Consider the following 26,332-nt stretch of genomic DNA (forward strand, 5'->3'; position numbering starts at 1 on the left):
CGCGCCGCCCCCACCCCCTCGCCGGGGACGGCGTCCCTCCTTCCCGGAACTGCCCTTCCGAGAAGGCCGAAGGCCCCGCACCTTTCGCAGGTGCGGGGCCTTCGCGTTCAGCGGGGAGTGCTCACTCCCATTCGATGGTGCCCGGCGGCTTGGAAGTCACGTCCAGCACCACGCGGTTGACGTCGGCCACCTCGTTGGTGATGCGGGTGGAGATCCGCTCCAGCACCTCGTAGGGCAGGCGGGTCCAGTCGGCGGTCATGGCGTCCTCGGAGGAGACCGGGCGCAGCACGATCGGGTGGCCGTAGGTGCGGCCGTCACCCTGCACGCCGACGCTGCGGACATCGGCGAGCAACACCACGGGGCACTGCCAGATCGACTTGTCCAGCCCGGCGGCGGTGAGCTCCTCGCGCGCGATGGCGTCGGCCTGGCGCAGCAGCTCCAGCCGGTCGTGGGTGACCTCGCCGATGATGCGGATGGCCAGTCCCGGACCCGGGAACGGCTGGCGCGCAACGATTTCCTCGGGCAGACCCAGCTCGCGGCCGACCGCGCGCACCTCGTCCTTGAACAGCAGCCGCAGCGGCTCGACGAGCGCGAACTCCAGATCGTCGGGCAGACCGCCGACATTGTGGTGCGACTTGATGTTCGCGGTGCCCGCGCCGCCGCCGGACTCGACCACGTCCGGGTACAGGGTGCCCTGCACCAGGAACTCGACCTTGGTCTCGCCCTGCTCGCCGACGACCTCGGAGACCGCGTCCTCGAACGACCGGATGAACTCCCGGCCGATGATCTTGCGCTTCTCCTCCGGATCGGTGACGCCCTTCAGCTCACCCAGGAATTTGTCGACCGCGTCGACGGTGACCAGCTTGGCCCCGGTCGCGGCGACGAAATCACGCTGCACCTGCTCGCGCTCGCCCGCGCGCAGCAGACCGTGGTCGACGAACACGCAGGTGAGGCGGTCACCGATGGCCCGCTGCACCAGCGCGGCCGCGACCGCGGAGTCCACACCGCCGGACAGGCCGCAGATGGCGTGGCCGTCGCCGACCTGCTCGCGCACCTGGGCGATGAGCGCCTCGGCGATATTGGCGGGCGTCCACGCGCCCGGGATGCCGGCGATCTCGTGCAGGAACCGGCTCAGCACCTGCTGGCCGTGCGGCGAGTGCAGCACCTCCGGGTGGTACTGCACGCCGGCGAGCTTGCGCGCCCGATCCTCGAACGCGGCGACCGGCGCACCCGCGGAGGTCGCGGTCACCTCGAACCCGGCGGGCGCATCGGTGACCGCGTCGCCGTGGCTCATCCATACCGGCTGCCGGGTGGGCAGGCCGCCGTGCAGAATGCCGCCGTCGACGCTGAGCTCGGTGCGCCCGTACTCGCGAGTCCCGGTGTGCGCCACCGTGCCGCCGAGCGCCTGCGCCATGGCCTGGAAGCCGTAGCAGATACCGAAGACCGGCAGGTCCAGATCGAACAGCCGCGCGTCCAGCTGCGGCGCGCCCTCGGCGTACACGCTGCTGGGTCCGCCGGAGAGGATCACGGCGAGAGGCTGCTTCTCCGCGATCTCCTCGACGGTGATCGTGTGCGGCACCACCTCGGAATACACACTCGCTTCGCGCACCCGGCGCGCGATCAGCTGCGCGTATTGCGCGCCGAAATCGACAACAAGGACTGGTCGCTGGGTTTCTGCCACCCGCACAGTCTAGTGAGCGAGATAGGACACACTCTCCCCGGGCGACCGCCACCCCGCCTCCCCGGAACTCGGCGGACAGCTACGTGCCGTTGGCCGTCGAACACCCGTGCCGGCGGTCGGTGCCGAACCGATTTCGGCCGTCCCCGACGAGTTACCCCGACCGGCACGAAATCAGGCGGCACCCAGAGGATCGGGTTCACCGTGGACCGCCACCCCGGGCCAGGGTGCGCCGCGGCCTCGGAAGCGGTTGCCCGCCCGGCCCGGAAGTGGTGGCATCGGGACGGTATTCGCGTCGGAGTTGTCCCGGATAGGGACTTCCGCCCTCGCGTGGACGGTAATTCCTACCCGGCCGAATGGGCCGAGCGACACCCGGTGTGCCGGTGGGCAGGAAAGCTCGCCGGTTTGTCACCGGTGCTGGCTATCCTCTACCTCGTGCCATTCGCCCGTGCGATCGATGCCGAGATCCACTACGAGGACAGCGGGGGCGAAGGTCCGGTTGTGCTGTTGGGGCACGAATTCCTCATGGACCGAACGATGTTCGCGTCGCAACAGGCGGCGTTGACTCCGGAGTTCCGGATCGTGACCTGGGATGCGCGCGGACACGGCCGCACCCGCGACGAGGGGCTGCCGTTCACCTACTGGACCTCCGCCCGCGACGCGCTGACCGTACTGGATCAGCTGGGCGCGAAACGGGCCGTGGTGGGCGGAACCTCCCAGGGCGGTTTCATCGCTCTGCGCACCGCGCTGCTGGCCCCCGACCGGGTCGCCGCCCTGGTGCTGCTCAGCAGTGAGGCGCACGAGCCCACCACCGCCGAACTCACCAATGCCCGAAAGTTTCTGGACAAGTGGCACGAGGACGGCCCCCGCCCCGCACTCGCCGAATACCTGGCCCGCTGGCTCATCGGCGACGACGACTGGTACCGCGCCGTCTGGGTGAAACGCTGGCTGGCCCGCGACCCGTCGGCCACCGAGATCGCCGCGGGCGCGCTGCTGGGCCGCGACTCGGTGCTGGAGCGACTACCCGAAATCACCTGCCCCACTTTGGTCATCCACCCGACCCGCTCGGGCGTGCCCCGCTCGCACGCCCGGGAACTGGCCGAACGCCTCCCCCGCGCGCACTATCTGGAGATCGACGGCGCCCGGCAGACGGTGAACATGACCCACCCGGTGGCGGTGAACTCCGCGATCCGAGAGTTCCTCCGCGATATCGCGGTACCGCCGCTGCGCGATTTCAGTGCCCGGCCGGGCAGCCGCTGACCGACCCGGATACGACTCGCGCCCTTGCGCATTCGAGTGAATGCCCAAGGGCGCGAGTGCAGGGTCTGATCGCTAGCCGCGCACGTTCAAACCGACCTTCTGGAATTCCTTGAGGTCGCTGTATCCGGTCTTGGCCATCGAACGACGCAGGCCGCCAACCAGATTCAGCGAACCGAACGGGTCGTTGGACGGGCCGTTGAGGACCTGGTCCAGCGGGACCCGCTCCTCGTCGACCGCGTACGGCAGCACCGCGCCGCGCGGAACCGACGGATGCGCGGCGGCCGAGGGCCAGTACCAGCCATTGCCCGGGGTTTCGCGGGCCATGGCCAGCGGCACGCCCAGCATGACCGCGTCCGCGCCGCAGGCGATGGCCTTGGCGACGTGCCCGGAGGTCAGGGTCTCGCCGTCGGCGATGACGTGCACGTAGCGGCCGCCGGTCTCGTCCAGGTAGTCGCGCCGCGCGGCGGCGGCGTCGGCGATGGCGGTGGCCATCGGCACGCCGATGCCGAGCACCTCACCGGTGGTGGTGGAGCCCTGCATCGAGCCGTAGCCCACGATGACGCCCGCCGCGCCGGTGCGCATCAGGTGCAGCGCGGTGCGGTGATCGGACACGCCGCCCGCGACCACCGGCACATCCAGCTCGGCGATGAAGGTCTTGAGGTTCAACGGCTCCCCGTCGCCCACGTGCTCGGCGGAGATGATGGTGCCGTGCACGACCAGCAGGTCGATCCCGGCCTGCACCAGGCTCGGAGTGAGCGCGCGCGCGTTCTGCGGGCTGACCCGCACAGCGGTGGTGACCCCGGCGGCGCGCACCTCGGCGACCGCGGCGGCCAGCAGGTCGGCCTTCATCGGCGCGGCGTGCAGCTCCTGCAGCAGCGCGACCGCCGCCTCGGTGCCTTCCTTCTCCGCGACCTCGGTCAGCTGCTGCACCTTGGCGTCGACGTCGGCGTGCCGGGCCCACAGGCCCTCACCGTTGATGACGCCCAGGCCGCCGGCCTTGCCCAGTTCGATGGCGAACTTCGGCGAGACGAGCGCGTCGGTGGGATGCGCGAGGAACGGGATCTCGAAGCGGTACGCGTCGAGCTGCCAGGCCAGCGACACCTGCTTGGAGGAGCGGGTCCGGCGCGAGGGCACGATGTCGATATCGTCCAGCTCGTAGGTGCGCCGAGCCGTCCGGCCCATGCCGATCTCGACCATATCGCGCATCGTGTTTCAGTCCTCTCTGGAGTTCGGTTGCCAGACATGACAAAACCGGTCCGCGGCCAAGCGCGAACCGGTTCGGTCCGGCTACGAACGGGTGGTGTAGTTGGGAGCCTCGACGGTCATGGTGATGTCGTGCGGGTGCGACTCCTTCAGGCCCGCCGCCGTGATCTGCACGAACTGGGCCGCCTGCAGATCCGGAATGGTCTGCGCGCCGGTGTAACCCATGGCCGCGCGGAGACCGCCGACCAGCTGGTGGATCACCTGGTCCAGCGGGCCGCGGAACGGCACCCGGCCCTCGATGCCCTCGGGCACCAGCTTCTTCTCCGACAGCACGTCGTCCTGGAAGTAGCGGTCCTTGGAATAGGACTTGGCCTCGCCGCGACCCTGCATGGCGCCCAGCGAACCCATGCCGCGGTAGCTCTTGAACTGCTTGCCGCCCACCAGGATCAGATCGCCCGGCGACTCGGCGGTACCGGCCAGCAGCGAACCCAGCATGACGGTGGAGGCGCCGGCCGCGATGGCCTTGGCGATGTCACCGGAGTACTGCACGCCGCCGTCGGCGATCACCGGCACACCGTGCGGCTTGCACGCCGCGGTGGCCTCCAGAATCGCGGTGATCTGCGGCGCGCCGACACCGGCGACCACGCGGGTGGTGCAGATGGAGCCGGGGCCCACACCCACCTTCACCGCGTCCACACCGGCTTCGACGAGCGCCAGCGCGCCCGCGCGGGTGGCGACGTTGCCGCCGACGATCTGCACGCGGTCGCCGACCTCGGCCTTGATCTTGGAGACCATCTGCAGCACGCCCGACTGGTGGCCGTGCGCGGTGTCCACGATGAGCACGTCCACGCCGACCTCGGCCAGCGTCATGGCACGCGACCAGGCGTCCTCGCCGACACCGACGGCCGCGCCGACCAGCAGCCGACCGTCACGGTCCTTGGTGGCGTTCGGGTACTGCTCGGTCTTGACGAAGTCCTTGACCGTGATGAGCCCGCGCAGCTTGCCGGAGCCGTCGACGATCGGCAGCTTCTCGATCTTGTGGCGGCGCAGCAGGCCCAGCGCGGCCTCGGCGGTCACGCCCTCCTGCGCGGTGATCAGCGGCGCCGGGGTCATCACCTCGGCGACCTTGCGGTCCTGGTCCACCTCGAACCGCATATCGCGGTTGGTGATGATGCCGACCAGCATGCCGCGCTCGTCCACCACGGGCAGACCGGAGATGCGGAAACGAGCGCACATGGCGTCGACCTCGGCGAGGCTGTCGTCGGGGCGACAGGTGACCGGGTCGGTCACCATGCCCGCCTCGGACCGCTTCACGGTCTCGGCCTGCGCGGCCTGCGCCTCCACCGACAGATTGCGGTGCAGCACGCCCATACCGCCCGCTCGCGCCATGGCGATGGCCATGCGCGCCTCGGTGACGGTATCCATGGCCGAACTCACCAGCGGGGTCCGCAGCGAGATGTCGCGGGTCAGCTTGCTGGAGGTGTCGACCGAACTCGGGATCAGATCGGAGGCCGCGGGAAGCAGCAGCACATCGTCGAAGGTGAGGCCGAGCATGGCGATCTTGTTGGGATCGTCGCCGCCCGTATGGGGGCGGCCTGCGTTACGTTCGCCCGTCACGGGACTGCTCATTCGGATCGACCCCTCCTGGACCTCGGCAACACCCACCGGGCCGGGTCCCGGCGGATGCGTAGATGAATGGCAATGCCGGCGATTGCTACCCGGCCTTTGGTCAACCATGGTATCCGTCCATGATGCTGTGCCGGATTTGCCCTCCGCTTCGCTCCGGCCTGTTCGCGGATGTCATTGGCGCTGCGAATTGTCGGCTCTGCCATTAACGTGTCGGCTGTCACTACATCACTGTCCGCCGTACCACCAGCGAAGTGGAGGCAAATCCCCTTCAGCGCTGGCGCACAGGGGGTGGTTCTGCGTACCGTGGGACTGTGCGTGACCATCTACCACCTGGCTTGCCGCCGGATCCATTCGCCGGAGACCCCTCCGACCCGTCGGCCGCGCTCGATGCCATCGAGCCGGGGGAACCGCTGGATCCTCACGAGCGCCTAGCGGTCGAAGAGGATCTCGCCGACCTCGCGGTATATGAGGCACTGCTGGCCCACCGCGGCATCCGCGGTCTCGTGGTCAGCTGCGAGGACTGCCGGCAGGATCACTACCACGACTGGGACATGTTGCGCGCCAACCTCCTCCAGCTACTGGTGGACGGCACGGTGCGACCGCACGAACCCGCCTACGACCCGACGCCCGAGGCCTACGTCACCTGGGACTACTGCCGCGGCTACGCGGACGCTTCCATGAACGAGGCGCTGCACGGCGACGGATTCGACGGATTCGACGTCTGATTCATCGGAAAGGGCCTGCATCCCCTGGGGATGCAGGCCCTTTCCGTTTTCGACTGATGAAACACCGATGGCCGCAGGGCTATCGGGAACCGCCTAGTGGGTTCCCGGCACCGAGGGGATTCCGGGCGGCACAGCGAGCGACGAAGGCAGCACCGGCGGAATCGTGATCGGCTGTTGCTGGGTGGGCGGCTGGTGCTGAGTGGGCGGCTGCCCCACGCCCGGGGTCCCGGGCTCAGGGTTGCTGACGGTCGGCACCACGACCGACGTCGGATTGCCCGCGGTCGGGGGCGCCGTCTGCGGCTGGGTCTCCACCGGCGGCACGGTCGGCACCTGGGTCACCGGCGGCACCACGGGCTGCGTGGAGATGCCGCCACCGGTGGCCGGATTCGGGTTCGGGTTGGTGCCGCCGAGGACCGACGAATCGATCGAGGTCGGCGGATTGCCATCCGTCTTGGTCGGCGGATTGACCGGCGGCACCGACACATTCGCGGTGCTCGGCACGACCGGGGCCTTGGTCGTGGCCGGGGCCACCGCCGCCAGCGACTCGGCCACCTTGGGCGCCGTCGCCTGCAGTTGGGTGTAGAGCTGCTGCCAGCGATCGGTCAGGCTGTCCTTCTTGCCCGAGTCGTTGACCTGCGAAGCATTGTCCGCGGCCCGCTCCATCAACGGCTTGGCCTCTTCGGCCTTGCCCTGCGCGATGAGCTCCTTGGCCTGCTCCAGGTCGCTGTCCGCCCGCGAGACCACGGTGGACTGGGCCTGCTCGCTGAACACGACGGTCTTCATCCGCCAGAGCGGATCACCGGGGCTCGCGTTGTAGGAGAACGCCGTCAGGCCACCGAAGATGAGCGCCAGGGCCGCCGCGGAACCCAGGATCGGCCGGACGAGCCGCAGTCGCCCGCGGTTGCCCGCGCCGATTCTGGCCTGTCGTGCACCGATCTCCTGATTGACCGCGGCGACGATGGCATCCAGGTCCGGTCCGGCCGGCAAAGGCTCGGCCATGATCTCCGCACGCCAGTCGGCCAAGAGGGCCGCCAGCTGGTATTCCTCCGAAGTACCCGTCTGCACGGGACCGTCACCGGAGATGGCGTCGATCAGCGCATCGTCGCGTCGCACCGCGGCGATATCGACCGGCCCGGTATCACCGGACGCCTCGGCGTAGGGACCGCTGTTCTGCGATCCAGGTCGCGCCTTGAAGTCGCCCTGACCGCGCTCGCCATCCCTAGCCATACATTTCACCTGCCCTCGCCACTTGAGACTTGAGTTTCGCGAGTGCCCGGTGCTGGGCGACTCGTATAGCACCCGCCGTACTGCCCACGGCGACTGCGGTTTCTTCAGCCGACAGACCCATGACCAGGCGAAGGATCAGGATTTCTCGATGCTTCTCCGGCAAAGTCGCCAACAGTGCGTTCATCTGTCGGCTCGTTTCGGATTCGAGAGCTCGCTGCTCCGGTCCCTGGTCGGTGGATATGACATCCGGTACTTCGGCCATGGCGTCCGCCTTGTTACGGGCGGAATTTCTGTGGGCGTCCGCGACCTTGTGCGAGGCGATGCCGTAGACGAACGCCATGAACGGTCGACCCTGATCCTGATACCGGGGAAGAGCGGTCATGACGGCCAGACAGACCTCCTGCGCGACGTCGTCAGCGGAGAGTTGGCCGCGTTCGGCCGTTCCGATGCGCGCACGGCAATACCGCACCACGAGGGGGCGGATGCTCACCAGTACCTGGGAAAGGGCCGCCCGGTCGCCCTGCGCTGCGGCAGCGACGACAGCGGGATCCAACTCCTCACCCGTGTTGTTCATCGTCAGAGCTGTTCCTGGCGTTTACGAGAGTGGCACGGCGGCGGGAAGGCGAGCCGGTGCTTCCGCGGAGGGGCGGAACGGTCCAACAATAGCGGCTGGCGTACCGGCGCCAATCGTTACGGGGTCGTTCTCGGGGCAGTCTCAGGGAAGTGCCGGAGATCACTCGAGGACGGCTCATGGATGACTCAGGGACGTCCGAGAAGCTCGCTCGCCGAACGCAATCGCCCGCCGCGAGCGGCCAGCAACCGCGCGCACTCCGCCGCCACGGCCGCGCCGTCACCACCGGGTTCGACGCCGGAGCGGAGCATGGCGCAGGCCCAGCGCAGCGGGAGCAGCTCATGTTCGGCGCAGGCCCGATCGACTTCGACTGCGAGAGCGCGGGATCGATCGAGGTCGCCGGCGGCGGCGCTGGCGGCGGCCAGCAGTAGCCGGGATTTCACTCGATGCCGCAGCGAGGGCGAGTTTTCCGCGAGCGCGACCGCGGCCTCGGCGTGGGCCAGGGCGGGATCGGCCGGGACCGGCCGATCGCCCGCGGCGGGATCGGCGGCAGGGGCGGAGATCAATCCGGAGCCGGGGGCCGACAGCGCCGTCTCGGCACTCACCCAGTGCAGCCGCACACGCGGCCGCCACGCCGCGTCGGCGGTGGCCAGGTGAACGTCGAGATAATTTCGGCAACGATTCAGCAGCCGGGCGGCAAGCGCCGGGCGGAGGGTGCCCAGGGCATCGGCGGCGAGTCCGGTCAACGCATCGCAAACGGCTTCCGCGGATCGGATGTCCGCGAGCGTCGCGGCTGGCGCGGGAGCGGCGGCGGCGAGCGCGGGCAGTGCCAGCGCGGCGGCGCGCCCGTCCACGACAGCGGCGTGGTTGTGCCAGCCGAGCTGGCGCAGCAACGATGCCTCGGTGCTGTGGGTGAGCGACAGCAGGGCGGGGTCGGTGGTGCCGCGCCGGGCGTGGCGGAGTTCGGCGCGCGCGGCGGCGTAGTAACCGATTCCACTCAGCGAGACCGCGCGCAGCCAGGATCCGGCGGCGTCGGGCGCGGCCGGCAACCCGGCGGCAGCGCCCTCGGGCGTGGAACCGAAAGCGGTGTCGGCGAGTACGGAGTTCACTTCGAGCACAGGCACAGCCGCACTGTATCCAGTGGCCGGACAAGTGACGGCAGCCGCCATAGCATAGTTCGCCAGCTATCAGCCAGCATTCACCAGAGCCTTTGTGTTTCCACTCCGTAAATCTGTCCTCGCTATCGACCAGCACGCCCGTAAGGAATTCGTATAGCGTTTCGCGCTATTAACCCGGCGGCCTCGAGGCGGCCATCTCTACCCTACTCAGCGCAGGATGTCCAATGGCTGAGATCACTCTGATCGAGAGCCTTGCATAGCTCACGGCATCGGGATTCGGGTCCAAAAAGCCTGTGCTACCAGCGGTTTTACCCAGTCGGATGGGCTATCACAACCAGGTCACGGCGCTGGGCAACCGATCAGTATCACCACAGGCACCCCATCTTGTAAATAGCTCGGATGTTAATTCTCTAATGTGCAGGTATTCGGCTCGAGTCGAATGAAGCTATTGACTCGAATTCGTTTCGCGACCTAACGTACGTCATCGCCGTCGTTGGCGTCGTGCTGAATTGCGGCGCCGATGAAGTGCGATCGCCGGGCCACGGCGATGCGGCCACCTGTTTGCCACCAGCACCGCTCGACAATGCCGACGAGCTCGCACCAAGAGGAGTTCACCATGCCGATGCCAACCCACCTCCCCGGGCCGAACGCCGATGTATGGGATTGGCAGATGCGCGGATCCTGCCGCGGTCAGGACTCCGCCGTGTTCTTCCACCCGGACGGCGAGCGCGGCCGGGCACGGGCCCAGCGCGAGCTGCGGGCCAAGGAAATCTGCAAGGCCTGCCCGGTGCTGCTGCAGTGCCGCTCGCACGCGCTGAAGGTCAGTGAGCCCTACGGCATCTGGGGTGGCATGTCGGAGACCGAGCGCGAGTTGCACGCCCGCCGCAATCGCCGCCGTATCGTCGCGTAATCCGGGCGCCCGCAGGCACTCTCGGCAAACGCGCGGGACTCGTGTTCACCAGCGGTGTCCCTGATACGACAGCGGGCCGGGCTCGAGATTCTTCCCATCCTTTCGGGGTGGCGCGCCGAATAGCTAGCAAACACCCGGCACCGCCCGGCGGGGTCGGCAACCTCCGGCGCGTCACGGCGTGTCTTCGATGTCACGATTGCGACGTTTCGGTCAAATCGGAAAATCGCTGTGCCACAGTCGCTTTGCCGAATACCCCCACCCGAGAGGAGGTCATAGCGGCACGCTACCCTCGTGGCCGATGACACAGAACGGAGCGTTGTGACAACGCGGCCGCCTGCCGCAGAGGGCGACTCGTTCCAGAGCTCGAGGGACGGACGAGGGGTGGATGCACCCAGCGTGGACTCTGCGGTGACGGCGCGCGCAGCCGAAAGTCTCGAACTCGCCGCACTTCTCGAGCGTTGCGGGCAGTCCGATCAGCAGGCCTTCGCCGAGCTGTACGACCGCACCAGCGCGCGAGTGTTCGGCCTGGTCCTACGCGTGCTCCACGATCCGGGATACGCGGAGGAGACCACTCAGGAGGTCTATCTCCAGATCTGGCGCACGGCCGCCAATTTCGATCCCAACAAGGGATCGGCTGTCACCTGGTTGATGACGCTGGCCCATCGCCGCGCGGTCGACCGAGTCCGCGCCGAACAGGCCCACGCCCAGCGTGAGGTCGCGTACGGCACCAGTACCCTCGGTAATGAGTTCGACGAGGTCACCGAAGAGGTAGGGCGGCGGCTGGAACAGCAGGCGGTGCTCGCCGGGCTGGCCACCCTGACCGAGACGCAGCGGGAGGCGATCTCTCTCGCGTACTTCGGCGGTCGGACATACGCCGAGGTGGCGGCCTATCTGGGCGTAGGGTTACCTACCGTTAAGTCCCGTATTCGGGACGGACTGACACGACTCAAGAAAAGTTTGGGAGTGACGTGAGATGAACGAAAGCCAGATCGATCTCGCGCACACTGTCGCGCTCGGATCGATCGGCGACGAAGATCAGCGCGCAGTGGCGGACCTTCTGGATACCGACGACCCCGTACTGCGCGCCGCCTTCACCCTGGAAGTGCAGCAGACCCGAGAAGCGCTCGCGCTGGCCGCGTCCGTGCCGGCCATCCCGCCGCCGCCCGCCCTCCGCGACCGCCTTCTCGCCGCGATAGCCACAGACCCGGCCCCGCCGACCACGATTCACCATTCGCACACCGCTCTCGGCAACGGAAACGGCCGTTCGTCCTTCCCCGTGAGAGATTGACCCAGCGCGCGCCCCGGAGCACTCTCCGGGGCAATCTCCCAATTCCGCCCCGCCCTCACCCTTTCAACTGGTAGAGGACCCCGGGTAACACCCGAACCAAATGGGACGATTCGGACACCGTAACTCCGTCCGCGCCATGAGCATTCATGCCGCCCCTCGAACGGATCCGGCATGTACCTGCTCTCCACCCTCACCCGCGTCACACTCCGCGTCCTCGCGGGCATCGCCGCCGTCGCCCTCATCGGCATCGGCTGCTTCGTGGCCGCTCACTCCCCCGCGGCCGCGCCGGACGAGTACCCGGCCGTTCCACTGCCGCCGATCACCGCGCCACTCGATCCGGCGTCGCCGGTTCCGGCCCCCACTGCGATCCCGCCGTCGAAATGACCTGCCCCACAGCCTGAAACGCCGAGGCCCCCGGACGGAATCCGTCCGGGGGCCTCGGTTCACCGATCGATCAGTGGGAGTGGCCGGCGTGGGCGTCGGCCGCTTCCTCGACGGGCTTGTCGACGATGGCGGACTCGGTGGTCAGCACCATGCGGGCCACCGAGGTGGCGTTCTCGACAGCGGAGCGGGTGACCTTGACCGGGTCGATGACACCCTCGGCGACCAGGTCGCCGTAGGTGAGGGTGGCGGCATTGAAGCCGTTCTCGCCCTCGGTCACCTTGGAGACCACGACCGCGCCGTCGACACCGGCGTTGCTGGCGATCCAGAACAGCGGGGCCAGCAGGGCCTGGCGCACGACGTCGACGCCGACGGCCTCGTCACCGGTCAGGGTGTCGCGCAGGGCGTTCAGGGTCGCCGCGGCCTGGACCAGGGCGGTGCCGCCGCCGGGGACGATGCCCTCGGCGACCGCCGCCTTGGCGGAGGAGACGGCGTCCTCGACGCGGTACTTGCGCTCCTTGAGCTCGGTCTCGGTGGCCGCGCCGACCTTGATGACGGCGACGCCGCCGGCCAGCTTGGCCAGACGCTCTTCCAGCTTCTCGCGGTCCCAGTCGGAGTCGGTGTTCTCGATCTCCTTGCGCAGCTGCGCGACCCGGCCGTCGATGTCGGCCTGCGAGCCGGCGCCCTCGACGATGGTGGTCTCGTCCTTGGTGACCACGACGCGGCGGGCCTTGCCCAGCACGTCCAGGCCGGCCTCACGCAGGGTGATGCCCAGGTCCGGGTTGACCACGGTGCCGCCGGTGACGATGCCCAGGTCGTCCAGGAACGCCTTGCGACGGTCACCGAAGAACGGGGCCTTCACCGCGACCACCTTGAGGGTCTTGCGGATCGCGTTCACCACGAGGGTGGACAGCGCCTCGCCGTCGACGTCCTCGGCGATGATGACGACCGGCTTGCCCGACTCGGCGATCTTCTCCAGCAGCGGGAGCAGGTCCGGCAGCGAGCTGATCTTCTCGCGATTGAGCAGGATCCACGCGTCCTCGTAGACCGCCTGCATGGTCTCCGGGTCGGTGACGAAGTACGGGGACAGGTAGCCCTTGTCGAACTGCACGCCCTCGGTGATGGCGACCTCGGTCTGCAGACCCGAGGACTCCTCGATGGTGACGACGCCGTCCTTGCCGACCTTGGTCAGCGCCTCGGCGACCAGCGCGCCGATCTCCTCGTCCCGCGAGGACACGGTGGCGACCTGCGCGATGGCCTTCTCACCGTTCACCGGGGTGGCGGCGGCGTGCAGGGCGGCGGCGACCGCGTCGGCGGCCTTGCTCATGCCCTTGCCCAGGGTCATCGGGTTGGCGCCGGCGGCGATGTTCTTCAGGCCGCCCTTGATGAGCGCCTGCGCCAGCACGGTGGCGGTGGTGGTGCCGTCGCCGGCGACATCGTTGGTCTTGGTGGCGACGCTCTTGACCAGCTGCGCGCCCAGGTTCTCGAAGGGGTCCTCGAGGTCGATGTCGCGGGCGATGGTCACGCCGTCGTTGGTGACGGTCGGGCCACCGAAGGCCTTGGCCAGCACCACGTGCCGGCCGCGCGGGCCGAGCGTGACCTTGACGGCGTCGGCGAGCTTGTCGACGCCGCGCTCCATAGCGCGACGAGCCTTCTCGTCGAACTCGATCTGCTTTGCCATGTACCTACTCCTGTGAAGGTCGGGGGCGAACGCACTCCGCCCCGGGCCGGTTGCTGTATCGACAGCTGCGACTCCGGGGCGGTGTCTCTCGAAAGGGGTTCAGGGGAAGCCCCCTGGGGCCCCGAGAGTTGGTGCGTCGCTTACTTGGTGACGACGGCCAGCAGGTCGCGGGCCGACAGGATCAGGTACTCCGAGCCGTTGTACTTGATCTCGGTGCCGCCGTACTTGCTGTAGATGACGACGTCGCCTTCCTTGACGTCCAGCGGGATGCGCTTCTCGCCGTCCTCGTCCCAGCGGCCGGGGCCGACGGCGATGACGGTGCCCTCCTGGGGCTTCTCCTTCGCCGTGTCGGGGATGACCAGACCGGAGGCGGTGGTGGTTTCGGCCTCGTTGGCCTGGACGAGGATCTTGTCCTCGAGCGGCTTGATGTTCACGCTCGCCACGTTGAGCCCTCCACTTTCAGGGGATTCTTCTCGTCCGGGGCTGTTCCCCGGACGCACGGTTTCGGTCATGTGCGTGACCCTGTGCAATCAGCCCCGTCGTCGCGGGTGCCGGGACCCCTGCTCAGTAGTCATCAGCTGGCACCTGAGCACAAATACCAGTGCCACCTAGCACTCTATACACGGGAGTGCCAGCGCTCAAGGCAAGGGGCTGCCAGTGCGGCCTCCGGACCCGACTCTGACACGACTCGCCGACCCGACGGCCCGGGAATCTGAGGTCTTCCAAAGAAATCCGAAAATCTGTAACGTTCGGATAACGGATTGTGACACCATTGACGGCGGCCACGCGGCGAGACCGAATCGGTCGGGTCACGCGCGCCGTCGACAGTTACACATCTGCTTCACCCCGCTTTCCGTGCGGCAACCCCGCGCACGGGCTCGAGAAGAGAGCAAGACCGCAAGTGATCAGTGGCAGGTCCGGATGCCCCATCGGACGCGAGCCCGCCACGGTCCGTAGCTCGCCGGAATCGTCTGCTACCCGTTGGGCGCGTCCGGAGTCCGTTCGAGATGGTCGTCTCCACCAGGACCATCCGCTCGAAGGGAGGTGAACATGCGAACATCCCTCGGCATCTCCGCCGGGAGCGAAGTGGTGTGCTCGGCGACGGTCGCCACCGCGCCCAACGGCGCCCAGAGCTTCGACTACCGGGTCGTGACGGCCGATACCGCGCACTCCGACCTCGGCGATCTGGTGGCCTCCTCGATCGAGTTGATGACCACCCAGATCCCCCGTGACACCGTGCATCCGGTCGGCGCGGGCGCCCGGAACAACGGGCACCACGAGCCCGACTCCACCCCGCCCGGCGATATCGCGGTCGCCTACCGCGACCGCGAGCAGGCCCAGATCATCCGCTCCGCCATCGGGCGGCAGCGCCACGGCGTGCAACTGATTCCGGAGACCACCGCGGCCCTCGCCTACCTGCGGCACACCGGCCTGCTGGACCGCTGGGACACGGTGGCGGTCATCGACATCGGGGCCAAGGGCACCACGGTCTCGGTCGCCGACCACGCCGACGACACCGTGCTGCGTTCCGAGCGCATCACCACCATCAGCGGCAACGCCATCGACGAACTGATCCTGCAGCACCTGCTGGACTGCCACCTGTCGCGTCGCGGCATCCGCCCGAACCGCGGCATCCTGCTCAATCGCAGCCGCGCCGCCAAGGAGCACCTGTCGGTGGTCCCGGCGGTGACCATCGACCATGTGGCCGGGCAGCCGCTCAAGCTGACCCGGGTGGATTTCGAGGAGATCGTCGCCGACCTGCTGCACGATCTGGCGGTGTTCGCGCGCGGCGTGTTCACGCGGGCCCCGAAGTTCCCGGAGGCGGTCGCGGTGATCGGCGGCGGCGCGAACGTGCCGATCATGGTGGTGGGGCTGGAACGCCAGCTCGACATTCCGGTGGTCACGGTGCCGGAGCCGGAGTCCGCGATCGCGAAAGGCGCGGCGCTGGTGGCGGATTCGACCGTGCCGACGGCCTTCCCGGTGATCGGCCTGGGCGCGGACGCGCCGATCGGCACCTTCACCAAGCTGGCGGGCACCCTCGCCGGGGCGATCGTGGTGGTCGGCCTGATCGTCGGGTACGGGGTCAAGGAGTTCGTGATCGAGGAACCGCAGCCCGCGCACTACTCGCCGACCTCGGCGCAGCAGCCACCGACCACGCCGCCCGTGCCGGCGACCACCGTTCCGGCGCAGGGTTCGGTCAACCCGACCGCGAACCAGAGCCCGAGCCACCGCACCACCGTCGCCGTGCCCCCGGCCCAGACCGGTTCGGCGAACAGCACTCCCGCGGTCCCCAGCGTCACCTCGCAGCAGCCGCCGCTGCGACCGGACCCGGATCTACCCCAGATCCCGTTCCCGGCGGATCTGCCGCGCCTGCTGGGCCCGCTGCTGGGCACCACGCTGCCGCCGATCGATCCGGAGCCGCACGTCTCGCCGGCGCCGCGCGCCGACGCCGATGCCGCCTCCCCGCGATTTCAGCGGCCGGCAATGAGCCGTTGACCGTTGAGCACCCGCGCCAGCGGTCGAGTGCCCGACCGATCCCGGAAGTACCCGACGAGTTGCCCAACCGTCACGAAATCAGTTGTCGCGCTGAATTACGCGGAAATCCACGTCTCCGACCACCGCAGTCGGACTCTCACAGGTAGCTGGTGGAGACCGGCAGACCGGGATCGGTGGCCACGGTCAGTTCGGAAGGCTGTGCGCCGCCCGCGATCACGTGCGCGCCCAGGGTGGCGATCATGACGCCGTTGTCGGTGCACAGGCGCGGCTTGGGGACGCGCAAGGTGATTCCCGCGGCCGTGCACCGCTCTTCGGCCATCGACCGGATGCGGGAGTTGGCGGTGGCGCCGCCGCCCAGCACGAGGGTGTCGACGCCGACATCCTGCGCCGCCCGCACCGCCTTCATGGTGAGCACGTCCGCGACGGCCTCCTGGAAGGAGGCGGCGATATCGGGGATGGGCAGGTCGCGGCCTTCCCGTTGCGCCGCTTCGACATAGCGGGCGACGGCCGTCTTGAGGCCGGAGAAGGAGAAGTCGTAGCGGGGGTCCCGTGGTCCGGTCATGCCGCGGGGGAAGGCGATGGCCTTCGGATCGCCGTCGGTGGCAATGGAATCCAGGACGGGTCCGCCCGGGTAGCCGAGGCCGAGCAGCCGGGCCACCTTGTCGAAGGCCTCGCCCGCGGCGTCGTCGACGGTGCTGCCGAGTTCGGTGATGGGCTGTCCGAGGTCGGTCACCTGCAGCAGGTGGGTGTGCCCGCCGGAGACGAGCAGAGCGACCGCGGGCGGCATCGGCCCGTGCTCGAGGGTGTCGACGGCGACGTGCCCGCCCAGGTGGTTGAGCGCGTAGAACGGGATATCCCACGCCGCCGCATAGGCTTTCGCCGCCGCCACGCCGACCAGCAGGGCACCGGCGAGACCGGGGCCGATGGTGACGGCGAGCGCGTCGGGCTTGCTGATCCCGGCGGTGGCCAGGGCCCGGCGCATGGCAGGCACGATGGCCTCGAGGTGTGCGCGCGAGGCGATCTCGGGCACCACGCCGCCGAAGCGGGCGTGCTGGTCGACGCTGGAGGCGACCTCGTCGGCGAGCAGTTCGCAGCTGCCGTCGGGCAGCCGCCGCACGATGCCGACTCCCGTTTCGTCGCAGGAGCTTTCGATACCCATGACGATCATGACGAGACCTCGGCGTCCTTGGTGAATCCGTCCTGCGGGAATCCGGCCATGGCCGGTCGCCGCATGGTGTACGCGTCGGCCCCGCTGGGCTGGTAGTAGTTCTTGCGCAGCCCGATGATGTGGAAGCCGTGCTTCTCGTAGAGCGTGATCGCGGGCGCGTTGTCGGTGCGGACCTCGAGGAAGACGGGTCCGCCGCGGCGTCCGGCCTCCAGCAGCAGCGCCTCGAGCAACAGGGTGCCGATGCCGCGCCGGTGGTGGTCCGGGTCGACGCCGATGGTGTGGACTTCGGCCTCGGGGTGTTCGGCGGTGCCGAGCAACGCGATTCCGGCGTAACCCACCATGTCCCCGCCGGCGTCGCGGGCGGTGATGTAGCGGTTGTGCGGTCCGGCCAGTTCCGACAGGAACGACACCTCGTGCCAGGGATCGTCCTCGGGGAACAGCACCTGCTCGAGCTGTGCGCAGCGGGTGACGTCGGCGGGCCGCATCGGTTCGATGCGGATGGTCATCGGCCCACCTGCGCGTAACTCTTCTCGACGGCGTCCGGGCGGCGCAGGTACAGCGGCACCAGCGGGGCGGGGACGGCGCCGGACAGGATGTCGGCGGCGGCGCAGCGCACCAGCCCGGCCGGGGACGGCGTCTCGACCGGCAGCACGGGCAGGTCGAAATAGTCGACATGCGAGGCGGATCCGGCGATCAGGGTGGCGGCGGCCTGGTCCAGGTCGCCGGGCTTGCTCACCTCGGGGCCCTCGCAGCGTTCGAGGACGAGGCTGCCGGGGACGGCGCGGTAGCGCGCCCAGTACACCTCGCGACGGCGGGCGTCGGTGACGACCAGCAGTTCGACCGGGTCGGAGCTCTCACGCAGATAGCTCTCGGTGTCGGCGGCGATGGCGTCGAGGCTGCACACCCCGTACACGGGGATGCCGAGGGCGTCGCCGAAGGCGGCGGCGGTGGCCATGCCGACCCGCAGTCCGGTGAACGGCCCCGGCCCGATACCCGCCACGACCGCGGCGATATCCGCCCGCGAGCGGCCCGATTCGGCCAGGCAGGTCAGGATCTGGGGGGTCAGCACCTCGTTGTGCGCGCGTGCGTCCACGGTCACCTCGGCGGTGATCGTGGTGATGCGCGGTGCGTTCGACCCGGGTTGCGCCGGTTCCAGTTCCACCAGTCCCGCTGTGACGGCGGGAGTCGCGGTGTCGACAGCCAATATCAGCATGATTGCCTCAACAATACCGGGTGGTACAGCCCACTCGGCGTGGTGTCTGCCTGCGGGAATCTCGCGCCGGATCAGGTGGCGGCGACCCACTCCCATTCCGCGGTGCGGACATCGGACTCGGGTTCGCGGCGCAGCTGGATCCGCAGGTGGCGGTCGGCCAGGTGTTCGGCCACGCCGAGACCCCATTCCACCACCACGACGGCGTGGTCGAGATCCGTGTCGAGGTCGAGGGCGTCGAGTTCGTCGAGGTCGCCGCCGAGCCGGTAGGCGTCCACGTGCACCAGCGCCACCGCGCCCGGGTGCGCGCCGGCGCGGTGCTGGCGGGCGATGATGAAAGTCGGTGAGCTGACCCGTCCTTGGACGCCCAGCCCGGCGGCGATGCCGCGGGTGAGCGCGGTCTTGCCCGCGCCCAGCGGGCCGTCGAGGATGACCAGGTCCCCGGCCTGCAGCTGTTCGGCGATCTCGCGGCCCAGTGCCTCGGTGTCCTCGACGGTGGCGAGCATGCGATGGTCGTTCATCGGTCACCGCCGATGTGGTCGCGCACCACGCGGCCGCGCGGATTGCACACGATCTCGTAGTTGATGGTGCCGAGCGCGTCGGCCCATTCCTGGGCGCGCGGCTGTCCGGGTTCGCCGCCGAACAGCACCGCGGTGTCGCCCGCCTGGACTCCGGCCTCGTTCTCGCCGAGGTTCACCACGATCTGATCCATGCACACCCGTCCGATCTGGGTTCGGCGCGCGCCGCCCAGCCACACCGAGAACTTCCCGCCGAGGGTGCGCGGCACGCCGTCGGCGTATCCGGCGGGCAGCAGCGCGACGGTGGTGTCGTGTTCGGCGATCCAGTCGTGGCCGTAGGAGACGCCTTCCCCGGCGGCGACCCGCTTCACCCGCAGCACGCGGGCGCGGAAGGTCATCGCCGGGCGCAGCCCGAAGTCGGACAGTTCCGGAATCGGTGACAGGCCGTAGACGGCGATGCCGGGGCGGACCATGTCGAAGGCGAGGTCCGGGCGGGTCAGCGCGGCAGCGGAATTCGCGATGTGCACGAGTTCGGGTTCGAGGCCGTGTTCCTTGGCGGTGGCGATGAACTCGAGGAAGCGTTCTCGCTGCCGGTCGTTGACCGGGTGCTCGGGCTGGTCGGCGAGCGCCAGGTGCGAGAAGATCGCGCGCAGCCGGGCGGTCCCGTCGTCGACCAGCCGGCGCAGCAGCTCCAGGACCTCCGGGTATTCGGTGGCGGGAATCCCGTTGCGGTTGAGTCCGGTATCCACTTTCAGGCTGACGGTCGCGGTGCGCCCCAGCTGCCGGGCGGCCGCGGCCACCGCCTCCAGCTGCGCGAGCGCCGACACCCCGATCTCGATATCGGCGGCGATGGCGCTGCCGTAGTCGGCGTCGGAGGTGTTGAGCCAGCACAGGATCGGCGCGGTGATCCCGGCGGTCCGCAAGGCCACCGCCTCGGCGACCGTGGTGGTGCCCAGTTCCCGCGCCCCCGCCGCCAGCGCCGCCCGCGCCACCTCGACCGCACCGTGGTTGTACCCGTCGGCCTTCACCACGACCATGACCGCGGCGTCACCGGCGTGCTCGGCCAGAATGCGCACGTTGTGGGCGATGGCGTCCAGGTCGACGAGGGTTTCCACCTGTGGGTCGGGCTGCTTCACACCACCGATCCTGCCATCCGGGCAGGGGCGATTCGCGTCACACCCGAGTGGGGGCGGCCGCCGCGGGGCCGAATCAGATCGCCGCGGCGAGTGCCGCGGGCACGGCGGCCAGGGCTCCGGCGAGGGCTTCGGGGCTCGCCGGCAGCAGCGGCAGCCGCACGTTCGGGGTGGGGATGCGCCCCTGGGCGGCCAGAACCGCTTTCACCACAATGGGATTGGGTTCGCTGAACAGCGCGTCGGCCAGCGGGGCCAGCCGGTTGCCGAGGGCGCGGCCGGTGTCGAGCGCGCCGGTGCGCCAGGCCGCGACCAGGTCGGCGTAGGCCGCAGGTGCGACATTGGCGCACGCGAGAATCGCTCCGGTCGCGCCGAGCGCCAGCAGCGGGGCGGCGAACAGGTCGTCGCCCGCCAGCACCGAGACGTGCTCGGGGACGCGCGCCAGGAAGGCCACCGTGGTCTCGTCGATGCCGCCCGCCGTGTACTTGAAGCCCGCCACGTTCGGCAGTTCGGCCAGTCGGCACAGGGTTTCGGCGCTCAGGGTGCGGGAGGTGCGGTAGGGGATGTGGTAGATCAGCACCGGCACCGGGCTGGCGGCAGCGAGGACCCGGAAGTGTTCCACCACACCGTCTTCCGAGGGCCGGTTGTAGTAGGGGACCACGGCGAGGGCGGCGGTGGCCCGCGGGTCGAGCGCGGACAGGGCGCGCGCCGAGTCGTGGGTGGCGTTCGAGCCCGCGCCGACGATCAGAGTGGCGTCGCGGTCGGCGCAGACCCGGGCGCAGACCTCGACGACGCGCCGCTGCTCGTCGCGGGTGAGGGTGGTGGGTTCGCCGGTGGTACCCAGTGCGACGAGGCCCGCCGCGCCGGCGTCGAGGGCTTCGTGGGCGAGCGCCTCCAGGGCGTCCGCGGCCAGTTCGTCGTCGGCGGTGAAGGGTGTGACCAGGGGAACGTAGAGGCCGTTGAATGTCATGGCACCAGCCTGGTCGAGCGGATACGTCAGGTCTATTTCACGTTTCTATCCCCGAGCATAAGATCAACTGATGCTGGATGTCCGTCGCCTGCGTCTGCTCCGCGAACTCGCGCACCGGAAGACCATCGCCGCGGTCGCCGAGGCCCTCACCTACACGCCCTCGGCCGTCTCCCAGCAGCTGACCGCCCTCGAACGCGAAGCCGGGCTCCCGCTCCTGGAACGTACCGGCCGCAGCGTCGTCCTCACCCCCGCCGCGCTGCGTCTGGTCGAGCACACCGAGACCATCCTCGCCGTGCTGGAACAGGCGACCGCCGAACTCGCCTCCGCCCGAACCGAACTCACCGGCACCCTGCGGATCGGCGCCTTCCCCACCGCCGTCCACCACATCCTCTCCCCCGCCCTGATCTCCCTCAGCCGAGACCATCCCCTGCTGGAACTCCTGGTCACCGAACTGGATCCGGCCGCCGCCCCCGCCGCCCTGCGCGCCGAAACCCTCGATGTCGCCTTGCTCCAGGAATACGACTACGTCCCCCTCACCCCCGAACCCGGTCTCGACACCGAACCCCTCTTCGAGGAGACCATCCACCTCGCCGCCCTCAGCCCCGGCCCACTCGCCGTCCACTCCGATTCCCCCTGGATCGCAGGCACCCCCGGCACCCTCTGCTACGAAATGACCGTCCGCGCCTGCCTGGCCGCGGGCTTCACCCCGCGCATCCGCCACCACGCCGACGACTTCGGCACCGTCCTCAACCTGGTCGCCGCCGCCCAGGGCGTAGCCCTGGTCCCCGACCTCGGCACCCATTCCGCCCCCGCTGCCGTCACTCTCACTCCGCTCCCCACCCGCCGCCGCACCCGCCTCGCCTACCGCCGCGGCACCGGCGACCACCCCGTCATCGCCGCCGCCCGCACCGCCCTGCACACCGCCGCCAATACCGGTTGAGATAGTCCTCGCGCCCGAACATCGCGACTCCGGCAGCGAACATGATGATCCGGAACCACGCGCCCGCCAACAGTCACCCGTCGCCCGCCGAACCGCCGATGTCCGGAGAACCCTCCCCGGCGGGCCGTCAGATCGCGAGTTCCCGCAGCGTGCCGATGGCCTCGCGGACGTGGGAGAGCAAGGGGGAAGCGGAGATCGGGGCGCCCGCGGTGGTGGCGGAGTGGGCGGCGAGATTGGCGGCCAGAGCGTGGGCTCGGGCGGCGGAGGCGGCGGCGACGGCGGGGTGCAGGCCGCGGGCCAGGAGCGCGCCGATGATGCCGGACAGGACATCGCCGGAACCGGCGGTGGCGGCCCAGCTGCCTCCCGCCTCGCTGACCAGCACGGGGTGGCCGGGGCTGGCCACCAGGGTGGCTCGACCCTTCAAAAGGACTGTGACATGCCAGGATTCGGCGAGTTTGCGCACGGCGGCCACTCGGTCGGGTCCCGGTTCGGAGCCGGTGAGGCGGGCGAATTCACCAGCGTGCGGGGTGAGTACCGTCGGGGCGGTACGGCCGGTGATCAGATCGGGATCCGCGGCGAGCAGGGTGAGGCCGTCGGCGTCCACCACCACGGGGAGGTCGGTGGCGAGGATCTCGGCCAAACGGTCGCGGGCGGCGGAATCGGTGCCCCCACCCGGGCCGACCACCCAGGATTGCACCCGCCCGGTGGCGGAAATTGATTCCGCGGCAATCACTTCCGGAAAGTGGGCGAGCACCTGTTCGGCACCGGCGCCCGCGTAGCGCACCATGCCCGACGTGGCCGCGATCGCCCCGCCGGCGCACAGGACGGCCGCGCCCGGAAAGGTGGCGCTGCCCGCGCACACGCCGGTGACGCCCTGGGTGTACTTGTCGTCGGCGGGCCCTGGCACCGGCCAGACCGCTCCAACCGTCCGTGGCTCCAGCGCGATCATGTTCGCGTCCGGCAGCCTTAATCCGATGGGCACCAGCACGATTCGCCCACAGTACGGCGCGGCCAGCGCGTGCACCGGCTTGAGCGCGCCGAAGGCGACAGTGACATCCGCGCGAACCGCCGGACCGTTCACGGACCCGGTGTCGGGATCGACGCCGCTGGGCAGGTCGGCCGCGATGATCGGACACCGCACGCCCGCCACCAGTCCGGCCGCCACCGGACGCAAGGAGCCGCGTCCGGAAATGCCGACGATGCCGTCGACCACCAGGTCCGGCGTGCCGAGCAGGGCGGCCACGCGGCGGGGCGCGGCGGGAACGCCCGGCCGTAATCCGAGCCGCCGCAGCGTGGTCGCGGCGGCATCGGCTTCCGGCCCCCGCCGCCGCACCGCCTCGTCGGCCGCCCCTTCCCCGGCCTCGTCGACCAACCCTTCCCGCAGCTCCCGAACGGTAGCGGGAGCGGCGGCGATGTCCCCGCCCGCGCCGCGCAGCGCCGCCAGCCCGTCCGCGTGGGCGCGCTCGGGGACGAGCAGGATCGCACGGACCGCGACCCCGCGCCGGCGCAGGAAGGAGCCCGCCCACAGGGCGTCGCCGCCATTGTCGCCGGAGCCGACCAGCAGGGTGACGGCACGGCCCGCCACACCGCCGGTGCGTTCGCGCAGTTCGCGCGCCACCACCTGGGCGAGGCCGAACGCGGCTCGTCGCATGGGCATTCCGGCGGGTACGCGGGTGAAGAGTTCGGCTTCGGCGGCGCGTACCTCGTCGGCCGTGTAGTAGTCGAGCACCGCCGGTGCGGTCATGGGTCGCCTCCCGGATCCGGACTGCCTGCCGTTGTGGAGACTACGCCGGTCGCGGCCCGGCGCGGTGCAGGTCAGGGCGATGCCCGCGAATGGTCCGCTATCGGCGGGTACTAGCCTGGCTGACATGCCGATCCGCCAGTCGTCCTCGCGTGCCCTGCTTCTCGTCGCCGTCGTGGCGGCGCTGGCGGCCGCGGGCTGCTCCTCCTCGGACACCTCGAAGCCCGCCGCCACCTCGACGGCCGCGGCTCCGGCGTCCTCGGCGGCGACCTCGACCGGTCCGGCCGCGCCCGCCGCGGTCACCGTGAACGTCGCGGACATGAAGTTCTCCCCGGCCGACATCACCGTCAAGGCCGGGGACACCGTGACCTGGAAGTTCGACGACAAGGCCCCGCACGCGGTGCAGGGCATCGGGGATGTCGCGCTCGGCATCAACAGTCCGATCATCCGCAAGGGCGAGTGGAGCCACACCTTCACCACGCCCGGCACCTACCGCTACCTGTGCCCGCTGCACCCGGACATGAAAGGCACCGTCACCGTCCAGTGATAGCCCCACTGCGGGCGGTCCCTACTCGACGGTCACCGACTTGGCCAGGTTGCGCGGCTTGTCCACGTCGTAGCCGCGCGCCTGCGCCACCTCGGCGGCGAAGATCTGCAGCGGGACGGTGGACAGCAGCGGCTGGTACAGCGTTGGGGCCGACGGGATTTCGATCAAGAAGTCGGCGAACGGCCGCACCGTGTCGTCGCCCTCCTCGGCGATGACGATGGTGCGCGCGCCGCGGGCCTGGATCTCGCGGATATTGCTGAGCAGCTTGGAGTGCAGCACCGCCCGGCCCTTCGGCGAGGGCATGACCACGAACACCGGCAGACCGTCCTCGATGAGCGCGATCGGGCCGTGCTTGAGCTCGCCCGCGGCGAACCCCTCGGCGTGTATGTACGCCAGTTCCTTGAGCTTGAGCGCGCCTTCGAGGGCGACCGGGTAGCCGACGTGGCGGCCCAGGAACAGCACCGTCGGCACGTGCGCGAACTGGCGGGCGATCCCACGCACCTTCTCGGCCGATTCCAGCACCTGCGCAACGAGTTTCGGCATGGACTCCAGTTCGGCGAACTCGCGCGCCACCTCGTCCGGGTACTTGGTGCCGCGCGCCTGCGCCAGCGCCAGACCGACCAGGTAGTTGGCGGTGATCTGGGCCAGGAACGCCTTGGTCGACGCCACCCCGATCTCCGGGCCGGTGCGGGTGTACAGGACCGCGTCGGCCTCGCGGGGGATCTGCGCGCCGTTGGTGTTGCAGATGGCCAGGACCCGCGCCTTCTGATCCTTGGCGTGGCGCACCGCCTCCAGCGTGTCGGCGGTCTCGCCGGACTGGGAGATGGCGACCACCAGCGTGGAACGGTCCAGAACCGGGTCGCGGTAACGGAATTCGCTGGCCAGCTCCACTTCCACGGGCAGCCGCGTCCAGTGCTCGATGGCGTACTTGGCGAGCAGGCCCGCGTGATACGAACTGCCGCAGGCGACTACGAACACCTTGTCGATCTCACGCAGCTCCTGGTCGTGCAGCCGCTGCTCGTCGAGCACGATGCGGCCGTTCGCGAAGTGGCCGATGAGGGTGTCGGCGACGCCCGTCGGCTGCTCCTCGATCTCCTTGAGCATGAAGTAGTCGTGGCCGCCCTTCTCGGCGGCGGCCAGATCCCAGTCGATGGTGAACGGGCGGGTTCGCGCCTCGTCGGCCGTGCCCGCGAAGTCGGTGACCCGGTAGCTGTCGGCGGTGATGACCACGGCCTGGTCCTGGCCGAGTTCGACTGCCTCCCGGGTGTGTTCGATGAACGCGGTGACGTCGGAGGCGATGAACATCTCGCCCTGCCCGACCCCGACCACCAGCGGGGTGGAGCGACGGGCGGCGACGATGGTGCCGGGGTGGTCGGCATGGGCGAAGACCAGGGTGAACGCGCCCTCCAGGCGGCGCACCACGCTCAGCGCGGAGGCGACGAAATCACCGGCGGTGTCCCCGGCCGCGTAGGCCTGCGACACCAGGTGCACCGCCACCTCGGTATCGGTGTCGCTGCCCAGCTCGACGCCCGCCTCCTCCAGTTCGCGGCGCAGCGGGGCGAAGTTCTCGATGATGCCGTTGTGCACCACCGCGACCCGGCCGGTGCGGTCGCGGTGCGGGTGGGCATTGCGGTCGGTGGGCGCGCCGTGCGTGGCCCAGCGGGTGTGGCCCATGCCGGTCGATCCGGCGTAGCGTTCCGGACCCCGGTCGACCAGTTCGGCCTCCAGGTTGGCGAGACGTCCCGCCTTGCGTTCGACCGCCAAGCCGCCCGACCCGTCCAGAATCGCGACTCCGGCCGAGTCGTAACCCCGATACTCCATGCGGCGCAACGCATCGACCACCACGCCGAGCGCGTCCCGGTACCCCACATACCCCACGATTCCGCACATGGCTCACCAGCCTAGCTGTGTTTTTGGCCTCCGCTACGCTCCGGCTGGTTC

The 26,332-nt window shown here is 69.7% G+C and carries 25 protein-coding genes; 9 read left to right on the forward strand and 16 right to left on the reverse strand.

The annotated features are described in order from the left end of the window. Window positions 1–121: 121 nt before the first annotated feature. Window positions 122–1,681, reverse strand: coding sequence for a glutamine-hydrolyzing GMP synthase (guaA, locus tag ABZ412_RS19220; protein ID WP_357282250.1), 1,560 nt, complete (start codon window positions 1,679–1,681; stop codon window positions 122–124). A gap of 432 nt (window positions 1,682–2,113) precedes the next feature. Between guaA and ABZ412_RS19225 the strand changes: the two genes are divergently transcribed. Then, on the forward strand, window positions 2,114–2,938 hold the full coding sequence (locus ABZ412_RS19225; RefSeq protein WP_357282251.1) for an alpha/beta hydrolase: 825 nt from the start codon (window positions 2,114–2,116) through the stop codon (window positions 2,936–2,938). A 72-nt stretch (window positions 2,939–3,010) separates the two neighbouring features. On the opposite strand, the gene ABZ412_RS19230 is transcribed toward ABZ412_RS19225, so the two are convergent. After that, on the reverse strand, window positions 3,011–4,144 hold the full coding sequence (locus ABZ412_RS19230) for a GuaB3 family IMP dehydrogenase-related protein (RefSeq protein WP_357098360.1): 1,134 nt from the start codon (window positions 4,142–4,144) through the stop codon (window positions 3,011–3,013). Window positions 4,145–4,225: 81 nt separating this feature from the next. After that, window positions 4,226–5,770 (reverse strand): IMP dehydrogenase, encoded by a 1,545-nt coding sequence (guaB, locus tag ABZ412_RS19235; protein WP_357282252.1) that lies wholly within the window; start codon window positions 5,768–5,770, stop codon window positions 4,226–4,228. 311 nt (window positions 5,771–6,081) lie between these two features. On the opposite strand from guaB, the gene ABZ412_RS19240 reads away from it, so the two are divergent. Then, window positions 6,082–6,495 carry a DUF5319 domain-containing protein gene (locus tag ABZ412_RS19240; protein ID WP_029923780.1) on the forward strand — a complete coding sequence of 138 codons (414 nt, stop codon included), beginning with the start codon at window positions 6,082–6,084 and terminating at the stop codon, window positions 6,493–6,495. Window positions 6,496–6,588: 93 nt separating this feature from the next. On the opposite strand, the gene ABZ412_RS19245 is transcribed toward ABZ412_RS19240, so the two are convergent. The 3 genes from ABZ412_RS19245 to ABZ412_RS19255 form a co-directional block, all read right to left on the reverse strand. Continuing rightward, the gene (locus ABZ412_RS19245; RefSeq protein ID WP_357282253.1) at window positions 6,589–7,722 is read right to left on the reverse strand and encodes an anti-sigma-D factor RsdA; all 1,134 of its coding nucleotides are present in this window, start codon (window positions 7,720–7,722) and stop codon (window positions 6,589–6,591) included. Beyond that, window positions 7,715–8,296 (reverse strand): sigma-70 family RNA polymerase sigma factor, encoded by a 582-nt coding sequence (locus ABZ412_RS19250; protein WP_154786124.1) that lies wholly within the window; start codon window positions 8,294–8,296, stop codon window positions 7,715–7,717. The genes ABZ412_RS19245 and ABZ412_RS19250 overlap by 8 nt, the downstream gene beginning before the upstream one ends. Before the next feature lie 185 nt (window positions 8,297–8,481). Further along, window positions 8,482–9,417 carry a hypothetical protein gene (locus tag ABZ412_RS19255; protein ID WP_357282254.1) on the reverse strand — a complete coding sequence of 312 codons (936 nt, stop codon included), beginning with the start codon at window positions 9,415–9,417 and terminating at the stop codon, window positions 8,482–8,484. A 610-nt stretch (window positions 9,418–10,027) separates the two neighbouring features. Between ABZ412_RS19255 and ABZ412_RS19260 the strand changes: the two genes are divergently transcribed. From ABZ412_RS19260 to ABZ412_RS19275, 4 genes are all read left to right on the forward strand, one after another. Beyond that, the gene (locus tag ABZ412_RS19260; RefSeq protein WP_357088823.1) at window positions 10,028–10,321 is read left to right on the forward strand and encodes a WhiB family transcriptional regulator; all 294 of its coding nucleotides are present in this window, start codon (window positions 10,028–10,030) and stop codon (window positions 10,319–10,321) included. Window positions 10,322–10,717: 396 nt separating this feature from the next. Beyond that, entirely contained in the window at window positions 10,718–11,293 is a 576-nt protein-coding gene (locus tag ABZ412_RS19265; RefSeq protein ID WP_357089901.1) for a sigma-70 family RNA polymerase sigma factor, read from the forward strand. A gap of 1 nt (window position 11,294) precedes the next feature. Continuing rightward, window positions 11,295–11,609 carry a hypothetical protein gene (locus tag ABZ412_RS19270; RefSeq protein WP_357282255.1) on the forward strand — a complete coding sequence of 105 codons (315 nt, stop codon included), beginning with the start codon at window positions 11,295–11,297 and terminating at the stop codon, window positions 11,607–11,609. A 171-nt stretch (window positions 11,610–11,780) separates the two neighbouring features. After that, on the forward strand, window positions 11,781–11,993 hold the full coding sequence (locus tag ABZ412_RS19275; protein ID WP_357282256.1) for a hypothetical protein: 213 nt from the start codon (window positions 11,781–11,783) through the stop codon (window positions 11,991–11,993). A gap of 70 nt (window positions 11,994–12,063) precedes the next feature. On the opposite strand, the gene groL is transcribed toward ABZ412_RS19275, so the two are convergent. After that, entirely contained in the window at window positions 12,064–13,671 is a 1,608-nt protein-coding gene (groL, locus tag ABZ412_RS19280) for a chaperonin GroEL (RefSeq protein WP_357282257.1), read from the reverse strand. A 140-nt stretch (window positions 13,672–13,811) separates the two neighbouring features. Next, on the reverse strand, window positions 13,812–14,114 hold the full coding sequence (gene groES / locus ABZ412_RS19285) for a co-chaperone GroES (protein WP_033086015.1): 303 nt from the start codon (window positions 14,112–14,114) through the stop codon (window positions 13,812–13,814). A 607-nt stretch (window positions 14,115–14,721) separates the two neighbouring features. Here groES and ABZ412_RS19290 point away from each other — a divergent pair. Next, the gene (locus ABZ412_RS19290; RefSeq protein ID WP_357282258.1) at window positions 14,722–16,167 is read left to right on the forward strand and encodes an Hsp70 family protein; all 1,446 of its coding nucleotides are present in this window, start codon (window positions 14,722–14,724) and stop codon (window positions 16,165–16,167) included. 136 nt (window positions 16,168–16,303) lie between these two features. Here the strand turns inward: ABZ412_RS19290 and tsaD are convergent, their stop codons facing one another. From tsaD to dapA, 6 genes are all read right to left on the reverse strand, one after another. Further along, window positions 16,304–17,335 carry a tRNA (adenosine(37)-N6)-threonylcarbamoyltransferase complex transferase subunit TsaD gene (tsaD, locus tag ABZ412_RS19295; RefSeq protein WP_357282259.1) on the reverse strand — a complete coding sequence of 344 codons (1,032 nt, stop codon included), beginning with the start codon at window positions 17,333–17,335 and terminating at the stop codon, window positions 16,304–16,306. Then, window positions 17,332–17,841, reverse strand: coding sequence for a ribosomal protein S18-alanine N-acetyltransferase (gene rimI / locus ABZ412_RS19300; RefSeq protein WP_357282260.1), 510 nt, complete (start codon window positions 17,839–17,841; stop codon window positions 17,332–17,334). The genes tsaD and rimI overlap by 4 nt, the downstream gene beginning before the upstream one ends. Then, window positions 17,838–18,548 (reverse strand): tRNA (adenosine(37)-N6)-threonylcarbamoyltransferase complex dimerization subunit type 1 TsaB, encoded by a 711-nt coding sequence (gene tsaB, locus ABZ412_RS19305; RefSeq protein ID WP_357088841.1) that lies wholly within the window; start codon window positions 18,546–18,548, stop codon window positions 17,838–17,840. The genes rimI and tsaB overlap by 4 nt, the downstream gene beginning before the upstream one ends. A gap of 71 nt (window positions 18,549–18,619) precedes the next feature. After that, window positions 18,620–19,066 carry a tRNA (adenosine(37)-N6)-threonylcarbamoyltransferase complex ATPase subunit type 1 TsaE gene (gene tsaE, locus ABZ412_RS19310; protein ID WP_357282261.1) on the reverse strand — a complete coding sequence of 149 codons (447 nt, stop codon included), beginning with the start codon at window positions 19,064–19,066 and terminating at the stop codon, window positions 18,620–18,622. Continuing rightward, a complete protein-coding gene (gene alr / locus ABZ412_RS19315; RefSeq protein WP_357282262.1) occupies window positions 19,063–20,199 on the reverse strand; it encodes an alanine racemase in 1,137 nt (378 codons plus the stop codon). Before alr ends, tsaE begins: the two co-directional genes overlap by 4 nt. A 73-nt stretch (window positions 20,200–20,272) precedes the next feature. Then, a complete protein-coding gene (gene dapA, locus ABZ412_RS19320) occupies window positions 20,273–21,163 on the reverse strand; it encodes a 4-hydroxy-tetrahydrodipicolinate synthase (RefSeq protein ID WP_357282263.1) in 891 nt (296 codons plus the stop codon). Between the two features lie 70 nt (window positions 21,164–21,233). Between dapA and ABZ412_RS19325 the strand changes: the two genes are divergently transcribed. Further along, window positions 21,234–22,103 carry a LysR substrate-binding domain-containing protein gene (locus ABZ412_RS19325; RefSeq protein ID WP_357282264.1) on the forward strand — a complete coding sequence of 290 codons (870 nt, stop codon included), beginning with the start codon at window positions 21,234–21,236 and terminating at the stop codon, window positions 22,101–22,103. 127 nt (window positions 22,104–22,230) lie between these two features. Here the strand turns inward: ABZ412_RS19325 and ABZ412_RS19330 are convergent, their stop codons facing one another. Continuing rightward, window positions 22,231–23,847 carry an NAD(P)H-hydrate dehydratase gene (locus ABZ412_RS19330; protein WP_357282266.1) on the reverse strand — a complete coding sequence of 539 codons (1,617 nt, stop codon included), beginning with the start codon at window positions 23,845–23,847 and terminating at the stop codon, window positions 22,231–22,233. Window positions 23,848–23,971: 124 nt separating this feature from the next. Between ABZ412_RS19330 and ABZ412_RS19335 the strand changes: the two genes are divergently transcribed. Next, window positions 23,972–24,391: a cupredoxin family copper-binding protein gene (locus ABZ412_RS19335; RefSeq protein ID WP_357282268.1), complete on the forward strand. Its 420-nt coding sequence runs from the start codon at window positions 23,972–23,974 to the stop codon at window positions 24,389–24,391. Between the two features lie 21 nt (window positions 24,392–24,412). Here ABZ412_RS19335 and glmS read toward each other — a convergent pair whose 3' ends face one another. Next, on the reverse strand, window positions 24,413–26,281 hold the full coding sequence (gene glmS / locus ABZ412_RS19340) for a glutamine--fructose-6-phosphate transaminase (isomerizing) (protein ID WP_357282269.1): 1,869 nt from the start codon (window positions 26,279–26,281) through the stop codon (window positions 24,413–24,415). Window positions 26,282–26,332 lie beyond the last annotated feature (51 nt).

This window comes from Nocardia sp. NPDC005746 (assembly GCF_040630785.1).
In the GTDB taxonomy this organism is placed as follows: Bacteria; Actinomycetota; Actinomycetes; order Mycobacteriales; family Mycobacteriaceae; genus Nocardia.